The 23,184-nt window shown below is 37.7% G+C and carries 23 protein-coding genes; all 23 read left to right on the top strand.

What is annotated here, in order from left to right; all coding sequences use genetic code 11:
* Positions 1-94 precede the first annotated feature (94 nt).
* Positions 95-1,036, top strand: a complete 942-nt coding sequence (locus E0E32_RS17120) for a diacylglycerol kinase (RefSeq protein WP_066186246.1) — start codon at positions 95-97, stop codon at positions 1,034-1,036.
* 161 nt (positions 1,037-1,197) lie between these two features.
* Positions 1,198-2,595, top strand: a complete 1,398-nt coding sequence (gene rlmD / locus E0E32_RS17115; protein WP_066186244.1) for a 23S rRNA (uracil(1939)-C(5))-methyltransferase RlmD — start codon at positions 1,198-1,200, stop codon at positions 2,593-2,595.
* A gap of 274 nt (positions 2,596-2,869) precedes the next feature.
* Positions 2,870-3,931, top strand: a complete 1,062-nt coding sequence (locus E0E32_RS17110) for a DNA cytosine methyltransferase (protein WP_066186241.1) — start codon at positions 2,870-2,872, stop codon at positions 3,929-3,931.
* An 82-nt stretch (positions 3,932-4,013) separates the two neighbouring features.
* A complete protein-coding gene (locus E0E32_RS17105) occupies positions 4,014-4,208 on the top strand; it encodes a hypothetical protein (protein ID WP_066186238.1) in 195 nt (64 codons plus the stop codon).
* 19 nt (positions 4,209-4,227) lie between these two features.
* Positions 4,228-4,407: a hypothetical protein gene (locus E0E32_RS17100; RefSeq protein ID WP_066186235.1), complete on the top strand. Its 180-nt coding sequence runs from the start codon at positions 4,228-4,230 to the stop codon at positions 4,405-4,407.
* 193 nt (positions 4,408-4,600) lie between these two features.
* Positions 4,601-4,915, top strand: coding sequence for a YdcP family protein (locus E0E32_RS17090; protein WP_066186233.1), 315 nt, complete (start codon positions 4,601-4,603; stop codon positions 4,913-4,915).
* 29 nt (positions 4,916-4,944) lie between these two features.
* Positions 4,945-5,328, top strand: coding sequence for a YdcP family protein (locus tag E0E32_RS17085; RefSeq protein ID WP_066186230.1), 384 nt, complete (start codon positions 4,945-4,947; stop codon positions 5,326-5,328).
* 2 nt (positions 5,329-5,330) lie between these two features.
* Positions 5,331-6,668, top strand: coding sequence for an FtsK/SpoIIIE domain-containing protein (locus tag E0E32_RS17080; RefSeq protein WP_130860294.1), 1,338 nt, complete (start codon positions 5,331-5,333; stop codon positions 6,666-6,668).
* Positions 6,669-6,890: 222 nt separating this feature from the next.
* Positions 6,891-8,108 carry a MobT family relaxase gene (mobT, locus tag E0E32_RS17075; RefSeq protein WP_042533091.1) on the top strand — a complete coding sequence of 406 codons (1,218 nt, stop codon included), beginning with the start codon at positions 6,891-6,893 and terminating at the stop codon, positions 8,106-8,108.
* Between the two features lie 15 nt (positions 8,109-8,123).
* The gene (locus E0E32_RS17070) at positions 8,124-8,345 is read left to right on the top strand and encodes a hypothetical protein (protein WP_042533092.1); all 222 of its coding nucleotides are present in this window, start codon (positions 8,124-8,126) and stop codon (positions 8,343-8,345) included.
* Between the two features lie 165 nt (positions 8,346-8,510).
* Positions 8,511-9,020, top strand: coding sequence for an antirestriction protein ArdA (locus tag E0E32_RS17065; RefSeq protein ID WP_042533093.1), 510 nt, complete (start codon positions 8,511-8,513; stop codon positions 9,018-9,020).
* Between the two features lie 57 nt (positions 9,021-9,077).
* A complete protein-coding gene (locus tag E0E32_RS17060; RefSeq protein ID WP_042533094.1) occupies positions 9,078-9,578 on the top strand; it encodes an antirestriction protein ArdA in 501 nt (166 codons plus the stop codon).
* Between the two features lie 92 nt (positions 9,579-9,670).
* Positions 9,671-11,238 (top strand): IS3 family transposase gene (locus tag E0E32_RS17055; protein ID WP_434059220.1). Its coding sequence is split into 2 segments (ribosomal slippage): positions 9,671-10,316 and positions 10,316-11,238, totalling 1,569 coding nucleotides; the frame shifts between segments, so codons are not numbered across the junction.
* Between the two features lie 82 nt (positions 11,239-11,320).
* The gene (locus E0E32_RS17050; protein ID WP_042533096.1) at positions 11,321-11,701 is read left to right on the top strand and encodes a conjugal transfer protein; all 381 of its coding nucleotides are present in this window, start codon (positions 11,321-11,323) and stop codon (positions 11,699-11,701) included.
* Positions 11,698-14,145, top strand: coding sequence for a conjugal transfer ATPase TcpF (gene tcpF / locus E0E32_RS17045; protein ID WP_042533098.1), 2,448 nt, complete (start codon positions 11,698-11,700; stop codon positions 14,143-14,145). Before E0E32_RS17050 ends, tcpF begins: the two co-directional genes overlap by 4 nt.
* A 4-nt stretch (positions 14,146-14,149) precedes the next feature.
* A complete protein-coding gene (locus E0E32_RS17040) occupies positions 14,150-16,327 on the top strand; it encodes a CD3337/EF1877 family mobilome membrane protein (protein ID WP_042533101.1) in 2,178 nt (725 codons plus the stop codon).
* Complete coding sequence (locus tag E0E32_RS17035) at positions 16,324-17,355, top strand: bifunctional lytic transglycosylase/C40 family peptidase (protein ID WP_042533103.1); 1,032 nt, start codon at positions 16,324-16,326, stop codon at positions 17,353-17,355. The genes E0E32_RS17040 and E0E32_RS17035 overlap by 4 nt, the downstream gene beginning before the upstream one ends.
* Before the next feature lie 17 nt (positions 17,356-17,372).
* Complete coding sequence (locus E0E32_RS17030) at positions 17,373-18,284, top strand: conjugal transfer protein (protein WP_042533105.1); 912 nt, start codon at positions 17,373-17,375, stop codon at positions 18,282-18,284.
* 263 nt (positions 18,285-18,547) lie between these two features.
* Entirely contained in the window at positions 18,548-18,787 is a 240-nt protein-coding gene (locus E0E32_RS17025; RefSeq protein ID WP_130860293.1) for a hypothetical protein, read from the top strand.
* A 363-nt stretch (positions 18,788-19,150) separates the two neighbouring features.
* Positions 19,151-19,519 carry an ArsR/SmtB family transcription factor gene (locus tag E0E32_RS17020; RefSeq protein ID WP_042533109.1) on the top strand — a complete coding sequence of 123 codons (369 nt, stop codon included), beginning with the start codon at positions 19,151-19,153 and terminating at the stop codon, positions 19,517-19,519.
* The gene (locus tag E0E32_RS17015) at positions 19,512-21,668 is read left to right on the top strand and encodes a heavy metal translocating P-type ATPase (protein WP_042533111.1); all 2,157 of its coding nucleotides are present in this window, start codon (positions 19,512-19,514) and stop codon (positions 21,666-21,668) included. The genes E0E32_RS17020 and E0E32_RS17015 overlap by 8 nt, the downstream gene beginning before the upstream one ends.
* A 69-nt stretch (positions 21,669-21,737) precedes the next feature.
* Positions 21,738-22,358, top strand: a complete 621-nt coding sequence (locus E0E32_RS17010) for a CadD family cadmium resistance transporter (protein WP_042533113.1) — start codon at positions 21,738-21,740, stop codon at positions 22,356-22,358.
* A gap of 33 nt (positions 22,359-22,391) precedes the next feature.
* Complete coding sequence (locus tag E0E32_RS17005; RefSeq protein WP_078059880.1) at positions 22,392-23,126, top strand: flavin-containing monooxygenase; 735 nt, start codon at positions 22,392-22,394, stop codon at positions 23,124-23,126.
* Positions 23,127-23,184 lie beyond the last annotated feature (58 nt).

The following is a 23,184-nucleotide window of genomic DNA, read 5'->3' as shown; positions in this document are numbered from 1 at the left end:
AGCGGAATGATGAAACGGATCTTCTGCAAGTTTGCTTTTAGGCGGAAAAGGATTATGATAGAAGGTAGCAACTTACGTTGAAGGAGAGAACAAGATGAAGCGTGCACGCATAATCTACAACCCAACATCTGGGCGGGAGGCATTTAAAAAAGAACTGCCGGAAGTACTTCGAAAGTTTGAAGAGGCAGGATATGAAACTTCTGCACATGCAACGACATCCGAAGGAGATGGGATAAACGCTGCAAGAAAGGCTGTAGAACAGCAATTTGATTTGATTATTGCTGCAGGTGGAGATGGAACCGTAAATGAGGTGGTTCATGGAATAGCAGAACAGCCCAATCGCCCTAAATTAGCAATTATTCCAGTGGGCACAACGAATGACTTTGCCAGAGCGTTAGGTATTCCCCGTGAGATTCATAAGGCAGTAGACACCATATTAGAACATCATACGATGCGACTGGATATCGGGAAAGTCAACGATCATCACTTTATGAATATTGCCGGTGGTGGTAAACTGACAGAGCTAACCTACGAGGTGCCAAGTAAGCTAAAAACGATGTTAGGACAGTTGGCTTATTATTTGAAAGGGATGGAAATGTTACCATCCTTGAAACCAATCAAAGCAACGATTGAATACGATGGTCATATATTTGAAGATGAGATTATGCTCTTTCTCGTTTCGAATACGAATTCGGTTGGTGGTTTTGAAAAACTCGCCCCTGCTGCTCAAATGAACGATGGTTATTTCGATTTATTGATCCTTCGCAAAACAAATCTTGCTGAATTTGTACGCATTGCTAGTCTCGCAACAAAAGGGGCACATCTAGAAGACGATCATATCTTTTATGCCAAGGCAAATCGTATTAAGGTACATGCTGAAGAAAAAATGCAATTGAATATCGACGGGGAATTTGGCGGTATGCTGCCAGGAGAATTTGAAAATTTGTATCAGCATATTGAGTTTTTTGTCTCCTCGACATTTATGGAGAAACAGGAAACCATAAAAAGAATAAGTAATGAGGCACATTCTGAGTAAGAGTGTGCTTTTTTTCGCATATTATAGGATCAAGCCTGATTATTATTTCCCAGGAAATGATCTATTTAGACAGGCTATTTCCTATTTGTAGATAGCTATGATAAAATTTGGACAAGATACGATAAGATCTAATGTCGACTGATGAAAAGGAAGTAGATAACATGACAAAAACAACCCCTCCTGTACAGAAAAATCAAACCCTTGAAATAAGATTTGAAGATATTACCCATGAAGGCGATGGCGTTGGAAAAGTGAACGGCTATCCCTTATTTGTTCCTTATGGACTGCCAGGCGAAACGGCCGAGGTAAAAGTTATCAAGGTGAAAAAGAATTTTGGCTTTGGTCGATTAACGAAACTCATCGAACCAAGTAAACATCGAGTAGATCCTCCTTGTAATGTTTATTACAAATGCGGCGGTTGCCAATTGCAGCATATGGATTACGAGATGCAATTGGACAGGAAACGCACACAGGTAGTCAGCGCATTAAAAAAATTTGGTCAGTTCGACCATATTATGGTCCATCCAACGATCGGAATGAAAGACCCATGGCGTTACCGAAATAAGGTGCAGATCCCTGTCGGCGACAAAAATGGGGAATTGATTACCGGTTTTTACCGCAAGAAAAGCCATGATATTATCACAGACATGGATCGCTGTATTATCACGGATCACGCCAATGATGAAATGGTCGGTCACATCCGTGAGATTGCCAATCGCTTAGGTATCCCTGCCTATGATGAAAAACAGCATCGTGGCGTGCTGCGACATATTATGGTTCGTTCAGGTCAAGTGACTAAGCAAATGATGGTCGTGATTATTACTAAGCCAAGCAAAGTACATGGTCTTGATCAGTTAGTTAAGGAAATTACCGAACATTATCCAAATGTAAAGTCGATTATTCACAATGTCAACCCAGATCGTACCAATGTGATTTTGGGTAAGAAAACCAAGGTACTATGGGGCGAGGAATATATTTATGATGAAATTGGTGATATACGTTTTGCTATTTCCGCTAAATCCTTTTATCAGGTCAACCCAATCCAAACGAAAAAGCTTTATGACAAGGCTTTGCAATATGCCAACTTAACCGGCAGCGAAACAGTGATCGATGCCTATTGTGGAATTGGAACCATTTCACTCTTCCTGGCTCAGCAAGCAAAGCAAATATATGGAGTCGAGATCGTACCAGAGGCGATTAACGACGCAAAGGCAAATGCCAGATTAAATCATATCGACAACGCCGAATTCTTTGTTGGTCAAGCTGAAAAGGTCTTACCATGGTGGCAGGCACAAGGATTACACCCAGATGTCATCGTCGTCGACCCACCACGAAAAGGCTGTGATCAGGCCCTATTACAAGCAATGCTGCAAATGAAACCAGAGCGGATTGTTTATGTTTCCTGTAACCCATCTACACTGGCACGAGACTTGCGCATATTAGCAGATGGGGATTACGAGGTGAAAGAAGTGCAACCAGTGGATATGTTTCCGCAGACGACACATGTGGAGGTTATAGTTTCGATACAACGGAAGAATACGTCGAAATCCTTAGTATGACAGTGTTTCACAAGCATTACCAATTTATACCTGATGGTCAAAATGGGCGAAAAAAAGTGCTAAAACATCATGTTGACGTTTCAGTGGGAATCAATCTGGTATATGGAGACACAACAAAATAAAAATTCCATAATAAGTAAGTTTAAAAATTTTAGGCGTTCAGAAAAATGAACGTCTATTTTTTTATGTCAAAATTGGAAATTTATTTTGAGAATTTATTGATTTTCTTATAAAAAATGAACCTCTAATAAATGAAATAAAGGTTGTGATTGATATGAAACTTCTTACGTTAGGAAGTTTATTTGATGGAATCGGTGTATTTCCTTTAGCTGCTTCTTTTTATGGAGTGAAACCTGTTTGGGCAAGTGAAGTTGAGAAGGCACCAATTGCAATTACGAAACGTCATTTTCCTAATATGCTTCATCTTGGAGATATTACAAAAATAGATGGTGGAGAAATACCACCTGTTCATATCATTACCTTTGGTTCTCCTTGTCAGGATTTATCTAACATTGGTAAGCGAGAAGGCCTTGCTGGAAGTAAATCCAACTTATTTTATCAAGCATTACGAATTATTGAAGAAATGAGGTGTGCAACGAATGGTGTCTATCCAGTTATCGCTGTTTGGGAAAACGTCATGGGAGCTTTTTCATCAAATAACAGGATGGATTTTAAAGCCGTGCTGGAATCTTTCACAGGTTCCAAAATTCCAATGCCTACTTCTGGAGGATGGGCAAACGCCGGAATGGTTCGAGGGAACAACGTTGATGTCTGTTGGCGATTGTTGGACGCCCGATATTGGGGAAAGCCCACTCTCGCTCAAAGAAGAAGACGTATCTTCCTCGTGGCAGATTTTAGAGGAAACCGTGCCAAAGAAATATTATTTAAAGCCCGTGATTTGCAATCGTTTCCTGCGTCTTGCGGAAAAAACAGGCTGTCCTCCGCCGGCTCCTGTGGAATACCTGTTAAAGAAACAAGGAGGAACATACCCATCATCCGACCCTTTCAAGAAAGACGTATGCGAAGTGCCGCAAAAGAAAAAAACGAAACAGGATTCATTGGAAGTTTCGGAAAGACAGATGACCCTTTTCCAACAATGCTAGCTGGTTCCGTTAATCTTTTTTCGTTTTGGTATGAAGGGAAAGAAAAAGAAGGTTTTATTCGGCAGCTTACTCCATTGGAATGTGAACGTTTGATGGGATTGCCCGAAGGCTGGACAGCTTTTGGAGAACAAGAAAAAGCAATCAGCGATTATGCCAGATATAAAGCACTTGGAAATTCAATTGCTGTACCATGTGCCGAATATATTATGGCTGGTGTTGCAGAAAGTTTATAGATAATTAATTTCTTAGCTTGTTGGATTATGGTCATCTGACATGCTTTTTTAATGGATAAAGACGCAGGAAAGGAGAAGGAACATGATGTCTTTGAAAGAGGAAGAAATATACGAAGATAAGGTCATGGAATGGATTGATGACCATTTTGTGCTGAATGAGGTTGAGATTGAAGAGTATCCGTTTTTTCTTCATGGAAAATTAGTGCGTGATAAAAAAGGGGAATCCATGATTGTTTTTTGGTGTGTAATATACGGACGTGTTGATTATCGTTTTTAATTATAAAAGGAGAATGATTATGAATATCACAACTTTTATTTGTGTACTTGATGATAATGTAAAGGCAGAAATAGAAAAGGATTTAAGAGCAGCAGGTCATTCAGAAGAAGATGTGCAAAGAGGATTGGATAGCCGTCTTTGCGATTTAGAAGACACAATAGATATTCAAAAATATAAAGAAATGCTTCAAGATAGTTAATTTATGTAGCTTAAAGATTCTTTTATAGAATTCTTTCTGTATAAAAAGAATACAGAGAACAAGTATTTGGTTAAGAAAATGAAGTGACAGGAGGTCATTTGATATGATTATTTATTATTCACGTTCTCCTCCGCTTTTATCGTTTTTGTTATGTATTTAAGAAATAAAATAATAAAGAAAAGAGGTCATTATTATGGAACTAAAATATGTCATCCCAAATATGGAGAAAACATTTGGAAACTTAGAATATGCAGGAGAAGGAAAAGTAGAACAACGACGGATTAATGGACGTATGACAACATTATCCCGCAGTTATAATCTGTATTCCGATATTCAACGGGCAGATGATATTGAGGTTGTTCTCCCGAATGAAGCTGGGGAAAAATTCTTTGAACATGAGGACAAAGTAAAACTGGTGAATGCACGTATTACCGCAGAAGGCTATAAAATCGGTGATCGTGGTTTTACAAATTATATACTACATGCTGACAACATCGTCAAAGCATAACATAGTCAACATATAAGGAGGAATATCACATGAGATTAGCACAAGGAATTGTGATTGATAAGGAAAAAACATTTGGGGTATTGAAATTTTCTGCTTTACGACGCGAAGTGTTCCTTCAAAATGAAGATGGTACTGTTTCTACAGAGGTAAAGGAACGCACGTATGATTTAAAGTCCAGGGAACAAGGACGCATGATACAAGTAAGTCTTCCTGCTTCTGTTCCATTAAAAGAGTTTGATTATAATGCAGAAGTAGAAATTATGAACCCTATTGCGGATACGGTCGCCAATGCTACCTTTCGTGGTGCGGATGTCGATTGGTATATAAAAGCCGATGACATCGTGTTAAAAGGAAAAGCAACTTCAACTATTGGAGAAAAACCATCAAAAACACCACCTAATAAGGATAAATAAGAATGAAACCTTTCAAAAAACGAGGGAAACGTATTAGAGAAAAAGACGCTTCTCTCGTTTTTCAATTTGTGTTTATATCGCTGGTTGGTATATGGCTTCTATTCTTCCTCCCTTTTCACTTATCTTTTTTATTGTCTACAACATGGGAACTTGAAGAACTACAAGCACATTTTATTAGCAAGTATGGATTAGTGGCGTTGTGTATTAGTCTCGTTTTAACGGCAGCTTGTGCTTTTGTTTATTATCGTTATTGCTATAACCACTTCAAACAGCTTATTCATCGTCAAAAACTTGCTAAAATGGTTTTAGAAAACAGCTGGTACGAAACAAAACAAGTCACGCAAGAGAGCTTCTTTAAGGATATCCCATCTAATAAATCAAAGGAGAAAATCAGTCATTTTCCGAAAATCTATTATCGGTTTGAAAAGGGTTTGTTTTACATTCAAGTAGAGATTACACTTGGCAAGTTTCAAGAACCATTATTAAATTTAGAAACCAAACTGGAAAGCGGTTTGTATTGTGAATTGGTATCGAAGGAATTACGTGATTCCTACGTGGAGTACACGCTTTTCTATGATATGATTGCGAACCGCATTTCCATTGATGAGGTTATCGCACAGGATGGAAGTTTAAAATTAATGGAGTCTTTTTATTGGGAGTATGATAAGTTACCGCATATGTTGATCGCTGGCGGTACAGGTGGCGGAAAAAGCTATTTTATTCTGACACTGATTGAAGCTCTACTCAAAACAGACGCAAAACTATATATCCTAGATCCTAAAAATGCTGATTTGGCAGACTTAGCTACCGTTATGCCTGACGTGTACTACAAAAAGGAAGATATGACAGCTTGTATTGATCAGTTCTATGAAGACATGATGAAACGGAACGAAGAAATGAAGCAAATGCCAAATTATAAGACTGGTGAAAACTATGCCTATTTAGGCTTGCCAGCCCGTTTTTTAATCTTTGACGAGTACACCTCATTTATGGAAATGGTCGGGAAAGAAAGCGTCAAAGTCATGAGTAAACTGAAACAGATTGTTATGTTGGGTAGGCAGTCAGGCTTCTTCTTAATTCTTGCTTGTCAAAGACCAGACGCAAAATACCTTGGGGATGGGATTCGTGACCAATTTAATTTCAGGGTAGGTTTAGGGCGTATATCAGAACTGGGGTACGGAATGCTTTTTGGGTCAGATGTGCAAAAGCAATTTTTTCTTAAACAAATCAAAGGACGCGGCTATGTAGATAAAGGAGATAATGTGATCTCTGAATTTTACACACCATTTGTCCCTAAAGGACATGACTTCCTAAAAGAAATAGGTAAACTCACAAACTAAAGGCTGCCCAGTGCGGCGCCGTGCGAAGCGAAAGGCGCTGTGCTGGGTTAAGCCTGCGTGGCGACAGCCACGCTTTAACCCCCCTTATCTAACAGGGGGGTAGAAAAACAATTGAAAACTGTTCCAAAAGCCAATAAAGCCTGATGGCACAACGGTTAGGGATATATCACAAAGATGTCAGCTTTTAAGTCAAAGTTGACATCTTTTTTTTAGTTAGGAGGAATGCAAGTGTATCAAATGCCTTGGTATCACGTATTAAGAGAAAAGAGATTGGAATATGGCGTATCCCAAAATAAATTGGCGATACACGTTGGGATTTCAAGACAATATCTAAGTGAAATTGAGACAGGAAAAGTGACACCTTCAGAAGCTATTCAAACTACTTTGTTTGATATTTTAGAACAGTTTAACCCAGAAGCACCTTTGGAGATATTATTTGACTATGTGCGAATTCGATTTTTAACAACGAATCCTACACCAGTGATTGAAGATATTTTGCAGTTAAAAAAGAGTTATATGCTTCATGAAGATTTTGCTTTTTACTCGTACTTTGAGCAATATGTCTATGGAGATATTGTGGTAATGGTATCTCCTGACGAGGACAAAGGATGTCTGCTTGAACTAAAAGGGAAAGGTTGTCGTCAATTTGAAAATTTCCTTTTAGCCCAACAACGCACATGGTTTGATTTTTTTATGGAAGTGTTTCGTGTGGGTGGTGTCTTTAAGCGAATTGACCTTGCCATTAATGATAAGACAGGAATTTTGGATATCCCCTTTCTCACTCAAAAATGCAGAAATGAAGAATGTGTCACGGTATTTCGCAATTTTAAAAGCTATCGTTCGGGTGAACTAGTTCATGCAGAAGATAAACCTGACATGGGTCATACCTTATATATCGGTTCGTTAAAAAGCGACGTATATTTTAGTATCTATGAAAAAGATTATGAGCAGTATGTGAAATTTGGTACGTCTATCGAGGACACCGAGGTGAAAAATCGTTTTGAAATTCGACTTAAAAATGATCGAGCCTACCATGCGATTGTTGACTTAATGACTTATGAGGACGCAGGAAAAACCGCCTTCTCCATCATTAACCGTTACATTCGTTTTGTAGATAAGGATGAGAAAAAACGGCGGAGCAGTTGGAAAATGAATGCAGATTGGCAACGCTTTTTGGATTTAGGTGTGAATCGAAAAATTTCTTTAACGACAAAACCAGAACCGTACACATTTGATAAAACGTTGAGATGGTTAGCTCATCAGGTTGCTCCTACTTGGAAGTTAGCAACAGAAGTGGATGAAATCAATCAAACCACTGTCATCAAAGATATGTTAGCACAAGCAGAGTTATCGGACCGTCATCAAAAGATACTTTTGCAACAAACTGTTCCTGTAGAGAAAGCGATTCGCCTTCCGTCCACTAAAAATGATGAAAAATAGAAAGGAGACAGTCAAATGAATTTCGGGCAGAATATTTATAACTGGTTTTTGGACAACGCACAATCCTTAGTGTTAATGGCTATTGTTGTGATTGGCATTTATTTAGGATTTAAGCGTGAGTTTTCCAAATTGATAGGTTTTCTGATTATTGCTCTCGTTGCTGTTGGACTAGTCTTTAACGCTTCAGGTGTAAAAGATGTGTTATTAAACCTATTTAACAGGATAATAGGGGCTTAAATTGTACCGTTTGTCTGTGGAAGATAAGTGCTTTCCTTATGTTCTGCAGACAAATGGTGATCCAAGCGGTAGCGCGGAAGGGATAAATAAGTTTATGTGATGTACCAGTAAACACCTTGCTGGTGCTTTTTTTATGATTCTTTTTTAGAAAAGAGGTGAATTTCCATGAGAATGCAAGTTTTTATTGTGAATCTTGATAGATATAAGGAGGATCAAATCAGAGGATCTTGGTTTGAACCACCTATTGATTTGGAGGAAATGAAAGAACGTATAGGTTTGGACGGGGAATACAAAGAATATGCCATTTTTGATTATGATTTACCCTTTGAAATAGACGAATCCACACCTGTTTCTGAAATCAATCGTTTATGCGGAATGGTGCAAGAAATGGAAGGTTCCCCCTTATACGACGCTCTTCCCGAAGTACAAAAACATTGGTTTAATAGCTTAGAAGAATTACTTGAAAATCAGTATAAAATCCTTTATTACCCTGATTGTACCGATTTAATAGATATAGCGAAATTTTGGATGGAAGAATCAGGTATAACCCGTCTATTTGCAGAAGTCCCTTTTAATCTTGAAGACTATATTGATTATCAAGCTATTGGGCGAGATTTTGAGATTCATGGCAATTTTCTTGTGACTGCCAATGGTATATTTGAATATCTAAAATAAATGGAAAAGCAGCTTGTACTAACAGGCTGTTTTTCTTTTGTTAGGAGGCTTTAAAACATGGAAATGCAAGTGTATATAGCAAACCTCGGAAAATATAATGAAGGAGAAACGGTTGGTGCTTGGTTTACGCCACCTATTGATGTAGAGGAAGTAAAAGAACGAATTGGGTTAAACGGTGAATATGAAGAATACGCCATACACGACTTTGAATTGCCGTTTGAAATCCATGAGTACACGCCGATTTCCGAAATCAATCGTTTATGTGAAATGGTACAGGAAATTGAAGGCACTCCCTTGTATGACGCTCTCTCCGAAATACAGAGTTATTGGTTTAATAGCGTCGAAGAATTATTGGAACATCAAGATGCTATTGAATGTTACTCTGATTGTGAAAGTATGGAAGATGTAGCTCGGTATTATATAGAGGAAACTGGAATGCTTAGTGGTGTAGATCCCAGTTTACAATACTATTTTGATTACAGTTCATACGGACGTGATCTTGAAATCAATGGTGATTTTCTTGTTACCTCCCATGGAATCTTTGAATATAAGCAATAAATAGAAAGGCAGCTTGTTTAGATGATATGCTCCCTTTATAGTAGACAGAGAAATAATAAAAATTCTCTCCTACTAGGAAGGGAGTATTTTTAATGTCTAAAAGAATAACCAAACATACGCTAGAAGAACGTATGGAGATTGTACAAAAGGTGACGGAAGAAAAGAAACCGATTAGTGCTATCGCAAGAAAATATGAAATGTATGAAAATACGGTGAAAGAATGGGTTCGTAAATATAAAAGTAATGGGATAGATGGATTGAAGGAGTCAAGGAATTGGAAACAGTACCCAGAGGAATTAAAAAGACAGGCTGTAGCGTTCTATCTTGAACAAGAAAATAGCCTCAAGGTAACATGTGAACAATTTAATATTTCGTCCACTTCCGTTTTACGTCGTTGGATAAAGCTTTATACTAGTGGTAAAGCAATAAAATCCACTAGTAAAGGAAGCGTTAAAATGAGCGAAGGACGTAAAACCACATTCAAAGAACGGATAGAGATTGTCCAATATGCGATTGCCAATGATTCCAATTATCATCAAGCAGCGGAGAAGTATAAAGTTTCCTATCAACAGGTTTATAGCTGGGTTCGTAAATATGAGAAAGACGGAGAGCAGGCTCTTCAGGACCGCCGCGGGAAGACATTAGAAACTAAGCCAAATCTAACGGAAGAAGAAAAATTAAAGCTTCGGATTAAGGAATTAGAACACCGTAATCAATATTTGGAGGCAGAAGCTGGTCTCTTAAAAAAGTTAGAGGAAATCGAAAGGAGAGGATCGAACGATTAAGGAAACAAGTCCCGGCATTTGAAGCCATTCATGCCTATCATGAAGAAACAGGCATGCCGATTCAATTACTATGCGATATTTTAAAGGTGTCCCGCTCTGGATATTATAAGTGGCTGCATCACATACCAGGCGAACAAGAAGACGAAAATGCATGGCTAATCAAGAAAATCCAAATGATTTTTAAACAGTACGGAGGAATCTATGGCTATCGGCGAATCAGAATGGTGATTGATCGCAAATACGGAAAACGATATAATCTGAAGCGCATTCGTCGTTTGATGATTTTATTAGGCTTAAAATCATTTATCCGTCGTTCGAATGGATATTCCACCAAAACAAGCTACGTCAACATGGAGGAGAATATTTTGAACCGGGAATTTACGGCAGACAAGCCAAATCAGAAATGGGTAACGGATATCACACATTTAAAATACAGCCTGAGTCATAAAGCTTATTTAAGCGTCATTAAAGACCTTTATGATGGTTCGATTGTTGCCTATAAGGTTGGTTATTATAACGATAATGAGCTGGTTATGGAAACCATTAAAGCAGCACTGGAAGCAAATCCAGGTGCCACGCCTTTACTGCATAGTGATCGGGGTTCGCAATATACATCGAGGGAATATCGTTTGGTGACAACAAAAGCCGAGATTACACGCAGCATGTCCCGTGTTGGGAAATGTATTGATAATGCGCCTGTAGAAAGCTTTTTTGGCCATTTTAAAAGTGAATCTTATGATTTAAAACGATATAAGAGCTTGGAAGAATTAGTAGAGGATATTGATCGATATATCCAATTTTATAATGAAGAACGTTACCAGGAGAAATTAAACAGCCTGACACCGTTGGAATATCGGGACCAGGCTGTTGCATAGAGTTTTTGTTTTTTTACTGTCTACTTGACGGGGCACAGTTCAAGACACAGGCTGCTTTTTTCTTTGGAAAGGATGTTAAGACGTGAAAAAATTAAAGAGCTACACACGAATTTGGTCGGTGGAAAAAGTCATTTATGCGATCAACGATTTTCGTTTGCCCTTTCCTGTCACTTTTTCGCAGATGACTTGGTTTGTGCTTTCTCTTTTGGCCGTTATGTTACTTGGAAACCTTCCTCCCCTCTCTTTGATTGATGGAGTACTATTAAAATATGTTGGTGTTCCAGTAGCGTTGACATGGTTTATGAGTAAAAAGAGCTTTGACGGCAAAAAACCTTATGGTTTCCTAAAGTCTGTTATCACGTATTGGTTTCGCCCTAAAGTGACCTATGCAAACAAGCCAGTCAAATTTAAAAAACAATCGGTCAATGAAACCATTACAGCGGTAAGGGGGAAAATCGTATGAGTTATCCAATTAAATATATCGAAAATAACCTTGTTTTTAATCATGATGGAGAAGCATTTGCTTATTACGAATTATTGCCATACAACTATTCCTTCTTATCTGAAGATGAAAAAATGCAAGTACACGAACACTTTCGTCAACTCATTGCCCAAAATCAAGATGGAAAAATCCATGCCTTACAGATAAGCACCGAGAGCAGTATTCGTTCGGTACAAGAACGAAGTAAAGAACTTGTAACAGGAAGGCTGCAAGAAGCAGCTTACAATCGAATTGACGATCAAACAGAAGCCCTTGTTTCCATGATTGGAGAACATCAAGTCGATTATCGTTTCTTTATTGGATTTAAGCTTTTGTTGAATGAAGAAGAAGTCAGTATGAAATCGATGGGAGAATCAGTAACGGCGTCTCTCTCAACCTTTGTTCGAGACGTGAATCATCATTTAATGGGTGATTTTGTTTCTATGCCACATAGTGAAGTTGCTCGTTTTCTAAAAATGGAACAATTATTACAAAATAAAATCACTAAGCGTTTTAAGGTTCGGCCTTTAACGAAAAATGACATGGGGTATTTAATCGAACACTTACACGGACAAACGGGTATTGCCTTTGAAGATTACAGTTATAACCTCTCTTATGAGAAAGGTGAAAAAGAAACTTACGTCAAACGTTATGACCTCATTAAACCCACACGCTGTCTGATTACAGAAAAACAGCGTTACATCAAGTTGGAACAGGAAGATACAACAACTTATGTTGCTTACTTTACCATTAATTCCATTGTTGGTGATTTGGAATTTCCCAGTGATGAAATCTTTTACTATCAGCAACAACAATTCACGTTTCCAATCGACACCTCTATGCATGTCGAGATAGTCACCAATAAAAAAGCATTATCAACCGTACGCAATAAGAAAAAGGAATTAAAGGATTTAGATAACCATGCGATGGATTCAGATAATGAAACGGGAAATAACGTGTTGGAAGCTTTGGAACAAGTCAATGAATTAGAGGATGTCCTCGATCAGACGAAAGAATCCATGTATAAGTTAAGCTATGTCATTCGGGTATCTGCTTCTAGTTTGGATGAACTCAAACAACGCTGTAATGAAGTCAAAGATTTTTATGATGACTTAAATGTAAAACTTGTTCGCCCATTTGGCGATATGTTGGGTTTACATGGTGAATTTATTCCTGCCAGTAAACGCTATATCTCCGACTATGTACAGTATGTCACTTCGGATTTTTTAGCTGGCCTTGGATTTGGTGCAACGCAAATGTTAGGAGAAAATGAAGGCATTTATTTTGGGTACAACTTAGATACGGGAAGAAATGTCTATCTCAATCCTAGTCTCGCTAGTCAAGGTGTAAAAGGCTCTGTCACGAACGCTTTGGCCTCTGCTTTTTTAGGTTCACTTGGTGGTGGAAAATCGTTCTCCAATAACTTACTGGTATACTATGCCGTTCTTTTTGGTGGTCAAGCATTGGTTGTCGACCCTAAGGGCGAACGTGGCGGCTGGAAAGAAGCTTTACCTGATATTGCTGATGAAATTAATATCGTTAATTTAACCAGTGAAGAAAGCAATCAAGGGCTGCTTGACCCGTTTGTCATTATGAAAAATAAGAAGGATTCGGAAAGTTTAGCGATTGATATTCTTACCTTCTTAACGGGTATTTCCAGTCGGGATGGTGATAAGTTTCCTGTCTTACGACGAGCTATTCGAGCAATCGGTCAACAAGAGGAACGCGGCTTAATGCTGGTGATTCATGAACTAAGGAGTGATCCAAATCCGCTTGCTTCCACTATTGCAGATCATATCGAAAGTTTTACCGATTATGACTTTGCCCACCTTCTCTTTTCAGACGGAACGGTTCAAAATTCTATCAGCTTAGAAAAACAGCTCAATATTATACAGGTGGCAGATTTAGTATTGCCTGACGCGGAAACCAACTTTGAAGAATACACGACAATGGAATTGTTGAGTGTCGCCATGTTAATTATTATTTCTACATTTGCCTTAGACTTCATTCACTCTGATCGCAGTATTTTTAAAATTGTAGATGTTGATGAGGCCTGGAGCTTTTTACAAGTGGCACAAGGGAAAACACTTTCTAATAAACTGGTACGTGCTGGCCGCTCCATGAATGCAGGTGTGTACTTTGTTACCCAGAACGCTGACGATCTAACAGACGAAAAATTGAAGAATAATATTGGTGTGAAATTTGCGTTTCGTTCCAGGGATAGTACAGAAATTAAAAAAACGCTGCAATTTTTTGGCGTGGACGCGGAAGATGAAGCCAATCAACGTCGATTAAGAGAATTGGAAAATGGACAATGCCTTATGCAAGATTTATATGGACGAGTTGGGATTATTCAGGTTCATCCTGTGTTTGAAGATTTATTTGACGCTTTCGACACTCGACCACCTGTCCTAGAAAGGCAGTGATAAGATGAACAAACCAAAACTGAAAAAGATTGTATGGATGACGGTACTCATTGGTGCGGTCATTTTTTTATTGTTTCTTTCCCTGTTTACTGTAACACAGGCTGCTGGATTAGTTGATGATACGGTATCAGAGGACAATCTTTATTCCTTGTATCCACTCGACCATTATCAGTTAGATTTTTTTGTGGATTCGGGGTGGGATTGGCTGCCGTGGAATTGGGATGATGGAATCGGAAAACAAGTCATGTACGGACTGTACACGATCACCAATTTTATTTGGATTATCAATTTATATCTTTCCAATGCCACTGGTTATTTAGTACAACAAGCGTATTCTCTTGATTTTATTTCTGAAACAGCAACCGCCATCGGACAGAATATGCAAACATTGGCTGGAGTTACTGCACAAGGTTTTGGAACAGAAGGTTTTTATGTTGGTTTCCTTCTTCTCTTTGTATTGATTGTTGGAATTTATGTTACCTATACAGGTCTCATGAAACGAGAAACAACAAAGGCTTTTCGTGCTATTTTGAATTTCCTAGTGGTGTTTATCGTATCAGCGGCTTTTATTGCGTTTGCCCCAACCTATATTACAAAAATTAATGATTTTTCCGCAGATGTAAGTGAAGCAGCACTTGACTTAGGTACAAACATTCTTATGCCTAACTCCAACAGTCAAGGAAGTGATAGTGTCGATATGATTCGAAATAACCTTTTTTCCATTCAAGTGGAGCAACCATGGTTATTATTGCAGTTTGATAACTCGGACAAAGAAGCGATTGGAGAAGAACGAGTGGACGCTTTAGTTTCCATCAGTCCTGATACAAACAATGGAGAAGATCGAGAAGCAGCCGTGCAAGCAGAAATTGAGGATCACGATAATAAAAATTTGACCATTACCAAAACGACTACTCGCTTAGGGATGGTTTTTTTCTTGTTTATATTTAATATCGGGATTTCCATATTTGTATTTCTTTTATCGGGGATGATGATTTTCTCCCAACTTCTATTTATTGTGTTTGCGACATTTCTACCTATTAGTTTTCTGCTTTCCATGATACCGACTTTTGAAAACATGGGTAAACAGGCCATTTTAAAACTGTTTAACGTGATTATGCTGCGTGCTGGAATCACACTCGTGATAACGATAGCTTTTAGTATTTCGTCCATGCTGTATAGCTTAACCAGCTCCTATCCGTTTTTCTTAATTGCTTTTCTGCAAATTGTGACTTTTGCAGGGATTTATATGAAGCTTGGCGACATCATGAGTATGTTTCGTTTACAAAGCAGCGACACCCAACAAGTTGGACGGAGCGTTATGCGTCGCCCGAAACAGATGGCCTATCGCAGTGGTCGAAGGTTACAACGTTCCATTAGTCGTACGTTAACAGGTGTAACGGCTGGAGCAACCGTTGGCAAAATGATGAGTAAATCAGGAAAAACACAACATTCTTTCTCTCTCCGTCGACCTATACAAAGTCTGCACTCTATGCGGTCAAACAAAACAGAGAAACCTAATCAGGAGCGAAAATCATTTAGTCAAAAGATCGGACAAACCACTGGAAAAGTGTTAGACACGAAAAATCGTGTACGAGCGAATATCAACCACAGAAAACAGCAAGTCAAAGATTTACCAACCACAACGAAATACGCTTTGGCTCAAGGAAAAGAAAAAATTCAACGGCCAGGCAAGGATTTTAAACAAGGAGTGTCACAAGCCAAAGAGCAGCGACAACGTGAAAACACCGAACGCACAAGTAAACATCGAAAGACGATTGCGGAAAGACGACAAGCTTTGGATAAAAAGAAGAAAAATATCACTGCTTACTCCAATAAGCCTACGGTACAAAAGAATTCTCCTTCCTCATTCACAAAAGAGAAACAGAAAATGAAGCCGAAAGAAAGTCTGAATCCTGAAAGTCATAAAAGAAAACAAGTGCCTGTGCAAAAAGAAAAAATTCAAAGATTACAGAATCAAAATAGAAAAGTGAATCAGCCTTATCAAGTATCCACAAAAAGAAAGAAGCAAAGTCAAAGAACACACCCTACCCGACTGCCGAAACAAACATCGAAAGGAAAAGAACAACAGGTGATTAAGCGACCTGTCCTTCCTAGAAAACGAACACGTCAAAAAGTGAAACCTCCACGCCAGAGACAAACCGTTAGGAGGAAAAAATCATGACATTCTTAAAGCTTAAAATCATGCTGATTATCGGTGGGATAGGTTTCTTGGCATTCTTAGGATTACTTGCCTTTGTTGCTATCTTTATTTCCGATGAAGCAGGAGATTTTGATTCTTCCATGGATTTAGGTTCACCAAATGATTGGCAAAATGTATCTCTATCCAAAGATGTGCTGGCTCATCAACCAATGGTGGAAAAATACGCAAATGAATATGGAATCAGCGACTATGTGCCGATTTTACTTGCGATTATTGCTGTTGAAAGTGGTGGTAATGCCGAGGATGTTATGCAATCAAGTGAATCATTAGGATTACCACCGAACACGTTAGATACGGAAGCTTCTATTAAACAGGGAACGAAATACCTTGCGAACTTATTGCAGTCAGCAGATACAAAAGGTGTCGATGATTCGACCGTACTTCAAGCTTATAACTATGGCGGGGCTTTTATTGATTATGTGGCAGGACGAGGAAACTCTTACACTTTTGATCTAGCTGAAAGCTTTGCGAAAGAGCGATCAGGAGGAAAGAAAGTCAGCTACTCTAACCCCATTGCGATAGAGAAAAACGGTGGTTGGAGGTACGGCTATGGCAATATGTTTTATTTAGATTTACTTCAACCTTATCTTCGTGAAACGCCGTCCTTTGATGATGATACCTTTCGACTGGTGATGGAAGAAGCCTTAAAATATGAGGGTTTCCCATATGTTTTTGGTGGGGCTCATCCTGATACTTCATTTGATTGTAGTGGACTTATACAATGGATTTTCCGTGAAGCAGGAATTAATTTACCTCGTACCGCTCAAGAACAGTATGAAGCTACAGAACACATCCCTCTATCAGAAGCAAAGCCAGGAGATTTAGTATTTTTCCATTCGACTTACAACACCGCCAACTACATTACGCATAATGGAATTTATGTTGGAAACAATCAAATGTTCCATGCGGGGAATCCGATCGGTTATGCGGATTTAACATCTTCTTACTGGCAAGAACATCTAGTAGGTGCTGGACGTATCAAAAACTAAGGAAAGGTTGGGATAACATGAAGCTGCCTTTTAGTATAAAAGAAAAGCAAAAAAACCCGAAGAAAACGAAAAAGATAAAAGTAAGAACGATTGGGAAACGAAAAAAATCCGTGTTGTTTTTATGGATATTGCTTCTTAGTAGTCTTGCGTTTGGGATCTACAAAAACTTTACAGCGATTGACCAGCATACGATCCATGAAAGAGAAATTATAGAAAGCCGTATTCAAGATACAACTGCCATTGAAAGTTTTACAAGAAACTTTGTAACAGACTACTATTCTTGGGAAAATGAAACTGAAGCATTGGAAGAACGAACCGAAAAATTGAAAGATTATTTAACCGAAGAATTGCAAGCTTTAAATAGTGATATGATTCGAGAGGATATTCCTACTAGTTCTACTGTAAAAGATATAAATATTTGGTCAATAACGGAAGAAACAGAAAATACGTTTTCCGTCATTTATTCCGTACAGCAAGAAATCATGGAAGATAAAGACAGCTCATTAACAAGTTCAACTTATCGTATTGTACTCTATCAAGATGAACAAAAGAATCTGGTCATTACGCAAAACCCTACTCTGTGGAATAAGCCCGAAAAATCTAATTTTACACCAGAACAAGTGGAAAGTGATGGAACGGTAGAATCAGAAACGGCAGAAGAAGTCATGGAGTTTTTAGTGACGTTCTTTTCCTCTTACCCAACAGCAACGAATCAAGAACTTGCTTATTATGTGAAGAACAATGCCTTACCAGCCATTGAAAAAGATTATACGTTTTCTGAGCTTGTAAATCCAGTATTTCAAGAACAAGATAATCAAATTAAAGTATGGGTTACTGTAAAGTATTTGGATAATACCACAAAAGCAACACAACTTTCACAATATGACCTCACATTAGAGAAAGATTCTAACTGGATGGTTGTTGAATAAGAAGATTTTTAGCCGGAAAGTATAAAGAATCACTACCTGTTCAATCTACAATAAATAGGTGATGATTGCCATTTGTTATTATCAGATTTAAATGCTCACCATGAAGTTTAGTGAATGGATAGTTTTTTAACACTAAATTGTTGTCTATAGATTATAGAGTGTGGTTATATCAAAATCTCCTTAAGTGCTGACTTTATACTAGAGGGCACAGTATAATTGATTAAACATTTTTTCACAATGTATGATTAAAAAATAGTAAGGATTTGATGTTATTTAAAAAAACAGAAAGGAATCTACTTGCTCATCAGTTAAATCGAAAGTTATATTTTGCAGAAATAGAAGAAAAATTAATTAAAGTCACCTATTGCCTAATGGCAGATGATCTATATACGGTAGATCATGCTATTCCTGAATTAATTAAGATAATTGACCAATTAGAACTAGAAAAACGGGCAATAATGAATGAAATTGGACGATTAGAGGATTCTGATGGTCGAGCATAGTAATATAGAAATAAAAGAAATTTTGTATAAAGAGTATGAAAAAATGTATAAGCGATCATCACTTGCTCTGTTTGGTACTAGACAAGTGGTGATCGCTTTATACAACCAAATTTCATATATTTTCTTAACATCTTAATTACTTAAAATCAATGATTTATTCTAATGTAAATAAATATGCCATTTGTGAGGAGTCATAAAGCAAATTATCAATACTTATTTTGGTTGGGTAGGAAACTCATATTCCAAGATTTAATAATTGAAAGAAATTTATCCTTCATGATATTCAAATAAATACTTGAATGATTAGAAGAAAAGGACTATACTATAATCAAATAAACATTTGAATGTAATGGAGTGAAGAAAATGAGTAATAAAGATATGTGTGAAATTTTTTGTTATGACGAAGAAAAAGTCAATCGAATACAAGAAGATTTGCTACAACATGATATTTATAGTATTTCTCGATTATTTAAAATACTTGCAGATGAAAATAGAGCAAAGATTTCCTATGCTCTATGTCAAGAGGACGAGTTATGTGTATGTGACATCGCCAACATTATTGGTTCTTCGATAGCTACAGCTTCTCATCATTTACGAACTCTTCATAAACAAGAAATTGTGACATATCGCAAGGAAGGAAAATTAGCATTTTATTCATTGGAGAATGAACAAATTAAACAATTAATGGCCATTACGCTGGTTCAGAAGAAGGAAGTGGAAGCAAATGTCTGAATCATTACCGAAAGAAACAATGAGCACTTATCGTGTGCAAGGGTTTAGTTGTGCAAGCTGTGCCCAAACCTTTGAAGATAACGTAAAAGCATTAGAAGGTGTACAAGAGGCCAAAGTAAACTTTGGAGCCTCTAAAATTTCCGTTTACGGGGAAGCAACAACAGAGGATCTAGAAAAAGCAGGAGCTTTTGAAAATCTTAAGGTGACTGCTGAATATGGAGGGAAAGACCCAAAAAGTGAAGAGCTTGATAAGGAGGAAAAAATTCCATTTTATAAAAAACATAGTACATTACTGTACTCGACCTTATTTATGGCTTTCGGTTTCCTTTCTATGTTTGTAAACGGAAATGAAAATATCGTTACAGCATTGTTATTTATCACATCTATGTTAGTAGGCGGATTATCGCTGTTTAGAGTGGGTTTGCAAAACTTAATTCGATTCCAGTTTGACATGAGAACCCTCATGACAGTTGCTGTAATCGGTGGTGTCATTATTGGGGAATGGGCGGAGGTTGCCATTGTCGTTATACTCTTTGCTATTAGTGAAGCGCTGGAACGGTTTTCCATGGATAGAGCAAGGCAATCCATCCATTCATTAATGGATATTGCACCAAAGGAAGCTATTGTCAGACGGAATGGACAAGAAATAACTATTCATGTAAATGATATTGCAATTGGGGATATTATGCTTGTTAAACCAGGGCAAAAAATTGCTATGGATGGTGTCATTGTAAATGGATATTCGTCTATTAACCAAGCAGCGATAACAGGCGAATCGGTTCCTGTTGAAAAAGCCGTTGACGATGAAGTATTTGCAGGAACGCTTAATGAAGAAGGGCTGCTTGAGGTCAAAATTACAAAGCTTGTTGAAGACACAACGATATCAAAAATTATCCATTTAGTGGAGGAAGCGCAAGGAGAACGTGCGCCGTCTCAAGCTTTTGTGGATAAATTTGCTAAATATTATACGCCAAGCATTATGGTTATTGCAGCATTAGTAGCTATCGTGCCGCCTTTATTCTTTGATGGAAGTTGGGGGAACTGGGTGTACCTAGGTCTAGCCACGCTGGTTGTTGGATGTCCTTGTGCGTTGGTTATTTCGACTCCCATTTCGATTGTTTCAGCAATCGGCAATGCTGCAAAAAAAGGTGTTCTGGTCAAAGGCGGTGTCTACTTAGAAGAAATAGGCGGATTAAAAGCCATTGCATTTGATAAAACAGGAACACTCACGAAAGGCGTTCCCGTTGTAACAGATTTTAACTTATTAAATAAACAGGTAGAAGAGAAAGAGCTGCTTTCCATCATTACAGCGCTTGAATACCGTTCGCAACACCCTCTTGCTTCAGCAATTATGAAAAAAGCAGAGCAAGAAAATATCCCGTACTCAGATATAAGTGTAACAGACTTTTCTTCTATTACAGGCCGGGGTATAAAAGGAATTGTAAAAGGAACAACCTATTATATAGGAAGCCCAAAACTCTTCAAGGAATTATTTGTTCCTGATTTTAGCCAAGATTTTGAAGATAAGGTTAAAAATCTTCAAAATCAAGGGAAAACGGCCATGATTATTGGAACGGAAGAAAATATACTTGCCGTTATTGCAGTTGCTGATGAAGTACGTGAAACCAGCAAACATGTGATTCAAAAGTTACATCAGTTAGGTCTCAAAAAGACAATTATGTTGACTGGTGATAATAAAGGTACTGCTGATGCAATCGGTACACACGTAGGCGTATCTGATATTCAAGCAGAATTAATGCCGCAGGATAAATTGGACTATATTAAACAATTGAGAGCGGAGTATGGTAATGTAGCCATGGTTGGTGATGGTGTCAATGATGCCCCAGCATTAGCAGCTTCTTCAGTTGGAATAGCAATGGGCGGTGCTGGTACAGATACAGCACTTGAAACGGCAGATGTTGCTCTTATGGGTGATGATTTAAGAAAGCTTCCGTTTACTGTTAAACTCAGTCGTAAAACACTAAATATCATCAAAGCGAACATTACCTTTGCTATTGCTATTAAAATAGTGGCCTTACTGTTGGTTATTCCGGGTTGGTTAACTCTGTGGATTGCCATTCTATCTGATATGGGAGCAACCCTTTTAGTTGCTTTAAATGGATTGAGGCTTATGAGGGTAAAAGAATAAAATGAACAGAGCTCTCTATACATCGGGAGCCCTTCAAGATTATATTTAAAATTAAGCGGGTGCATGCTAATGGGTACAACAGTCTTATCTGCTATTGTAGTTTATATAGCGACAGGAATTGATTATTTAATTATTTTAATGCTTTTGTTTACGCAGTCAGTTAAACAAAAGCAAACAAAGCATATCATTGTAGGGCAATATTTAGGTACAGCAATCATTATATTGATAAGTTTGTTGGCAGCTTTCGGTGCAAACTTTATTCCACAACAGTGGGTTATAGGCTTGCTTGGACTATTACCAATATATTTAGGTATAAAAGTATGGCTTAAGGGTGAGGAAGATTCAGATGAGAGCAACATTTTATCTCTTTTATCATCTGAACGATTTAATCAACTATTTCTAACTGTCACCTTTATTGTATTAGCTTCTAGTGCTGATGACTTTTCCATTTATATTCCGTATTTTACAACATTAAATATAGTTGAAATTGCAGTTGTCAGTCTCGTCTTTTTCATCATGGTGGGGGTCTTATGTTATGTCAGCTATCAAATGGCATCTATGAAATATATCTCAGAGAAAATTGAGAAATATGAACGCTGGATTGTCCCGATTGTTTTCATAGGTTTAGGGATTTATATTATGATGGAGAATGGCACCTTCAGCGCATTATTTTCGATTTTCTCAAATTAGAAGATAAAAATATTTCTTATAGGGAGATATTCAATGGAATATGAAGTTATTGTAATTGGTGGAGGGCAAGCAGGGTTAGCTATGGGATATTCGCTAAAACAGAAAAATGTAAGTTTTATAATTATTGATGAGAATGAGCAAACGGGCATTTCTTGGCGAAAACGTTATGATTCATTACGCTTATTTACTCCTAGGAATTACAGCCAATTACATGGGTTTCATGTTCGAGGAGATCCAAAAGGCTTTCCAGATAAAAATGAAATGGCAGATTACTTAAACGTATTTAGAATAAAGAATGACTTGCCGATAGTTCATAATGAAAAAGTCATAAAACTATCAAAAAATGGGGAGAAAAAGTTCTCAGTAATCACTCAAAGTAAAACGTATAAAGCTAAACAAATAGTTGTTGCCACTGGAGCTTTTTACAATCCTTTTGTTCCAAACATTCATGATGGTACAGCAAGTTTTGATATCCATGCTTCTAAATATCGTAACCCTTCCCAAATACCTAAAGGTAATGTTTTAATCATAGGTGCAGGTAATACAGGCGTTCAAATTGCGGCGGAATTAAATAAAACACATCAGGTTACATTGTCCCAAAGTAAACCAATGAAAAGTGTTCCTCAGGTTATTGCTGGAAGAAGTCTCTTTTGGTGGTTAGAAAAATTCCGAATTGGTCGGGCAAAGCCAAATTCTTTTATAGGAAAAATATTAAGGGAAAGAGAGCCGTTAATAGGAAATGACTATAAAACGGTTAAAAAAATGTAGAAATCGTAGGCAGGCTAATAGAAATTAAAGAAGGTAAGGCATGCTTTAATAATGGTAT

Source organism: Gracilibacillus phocaeensis, assembly GCF_900626275.1.
Taxonomy (GTDB): Bacteria; Bacillota; Bacilli; order Bacillales; family Amphibacillaceae; genus Gracilibacillus; species Gracilibacillus timonensis.
The sequence above is the reverse complement of the archived record's forward strand: the minus strand, read 5'-3'. Positions and strand labels throughout refer to the sequence as shown.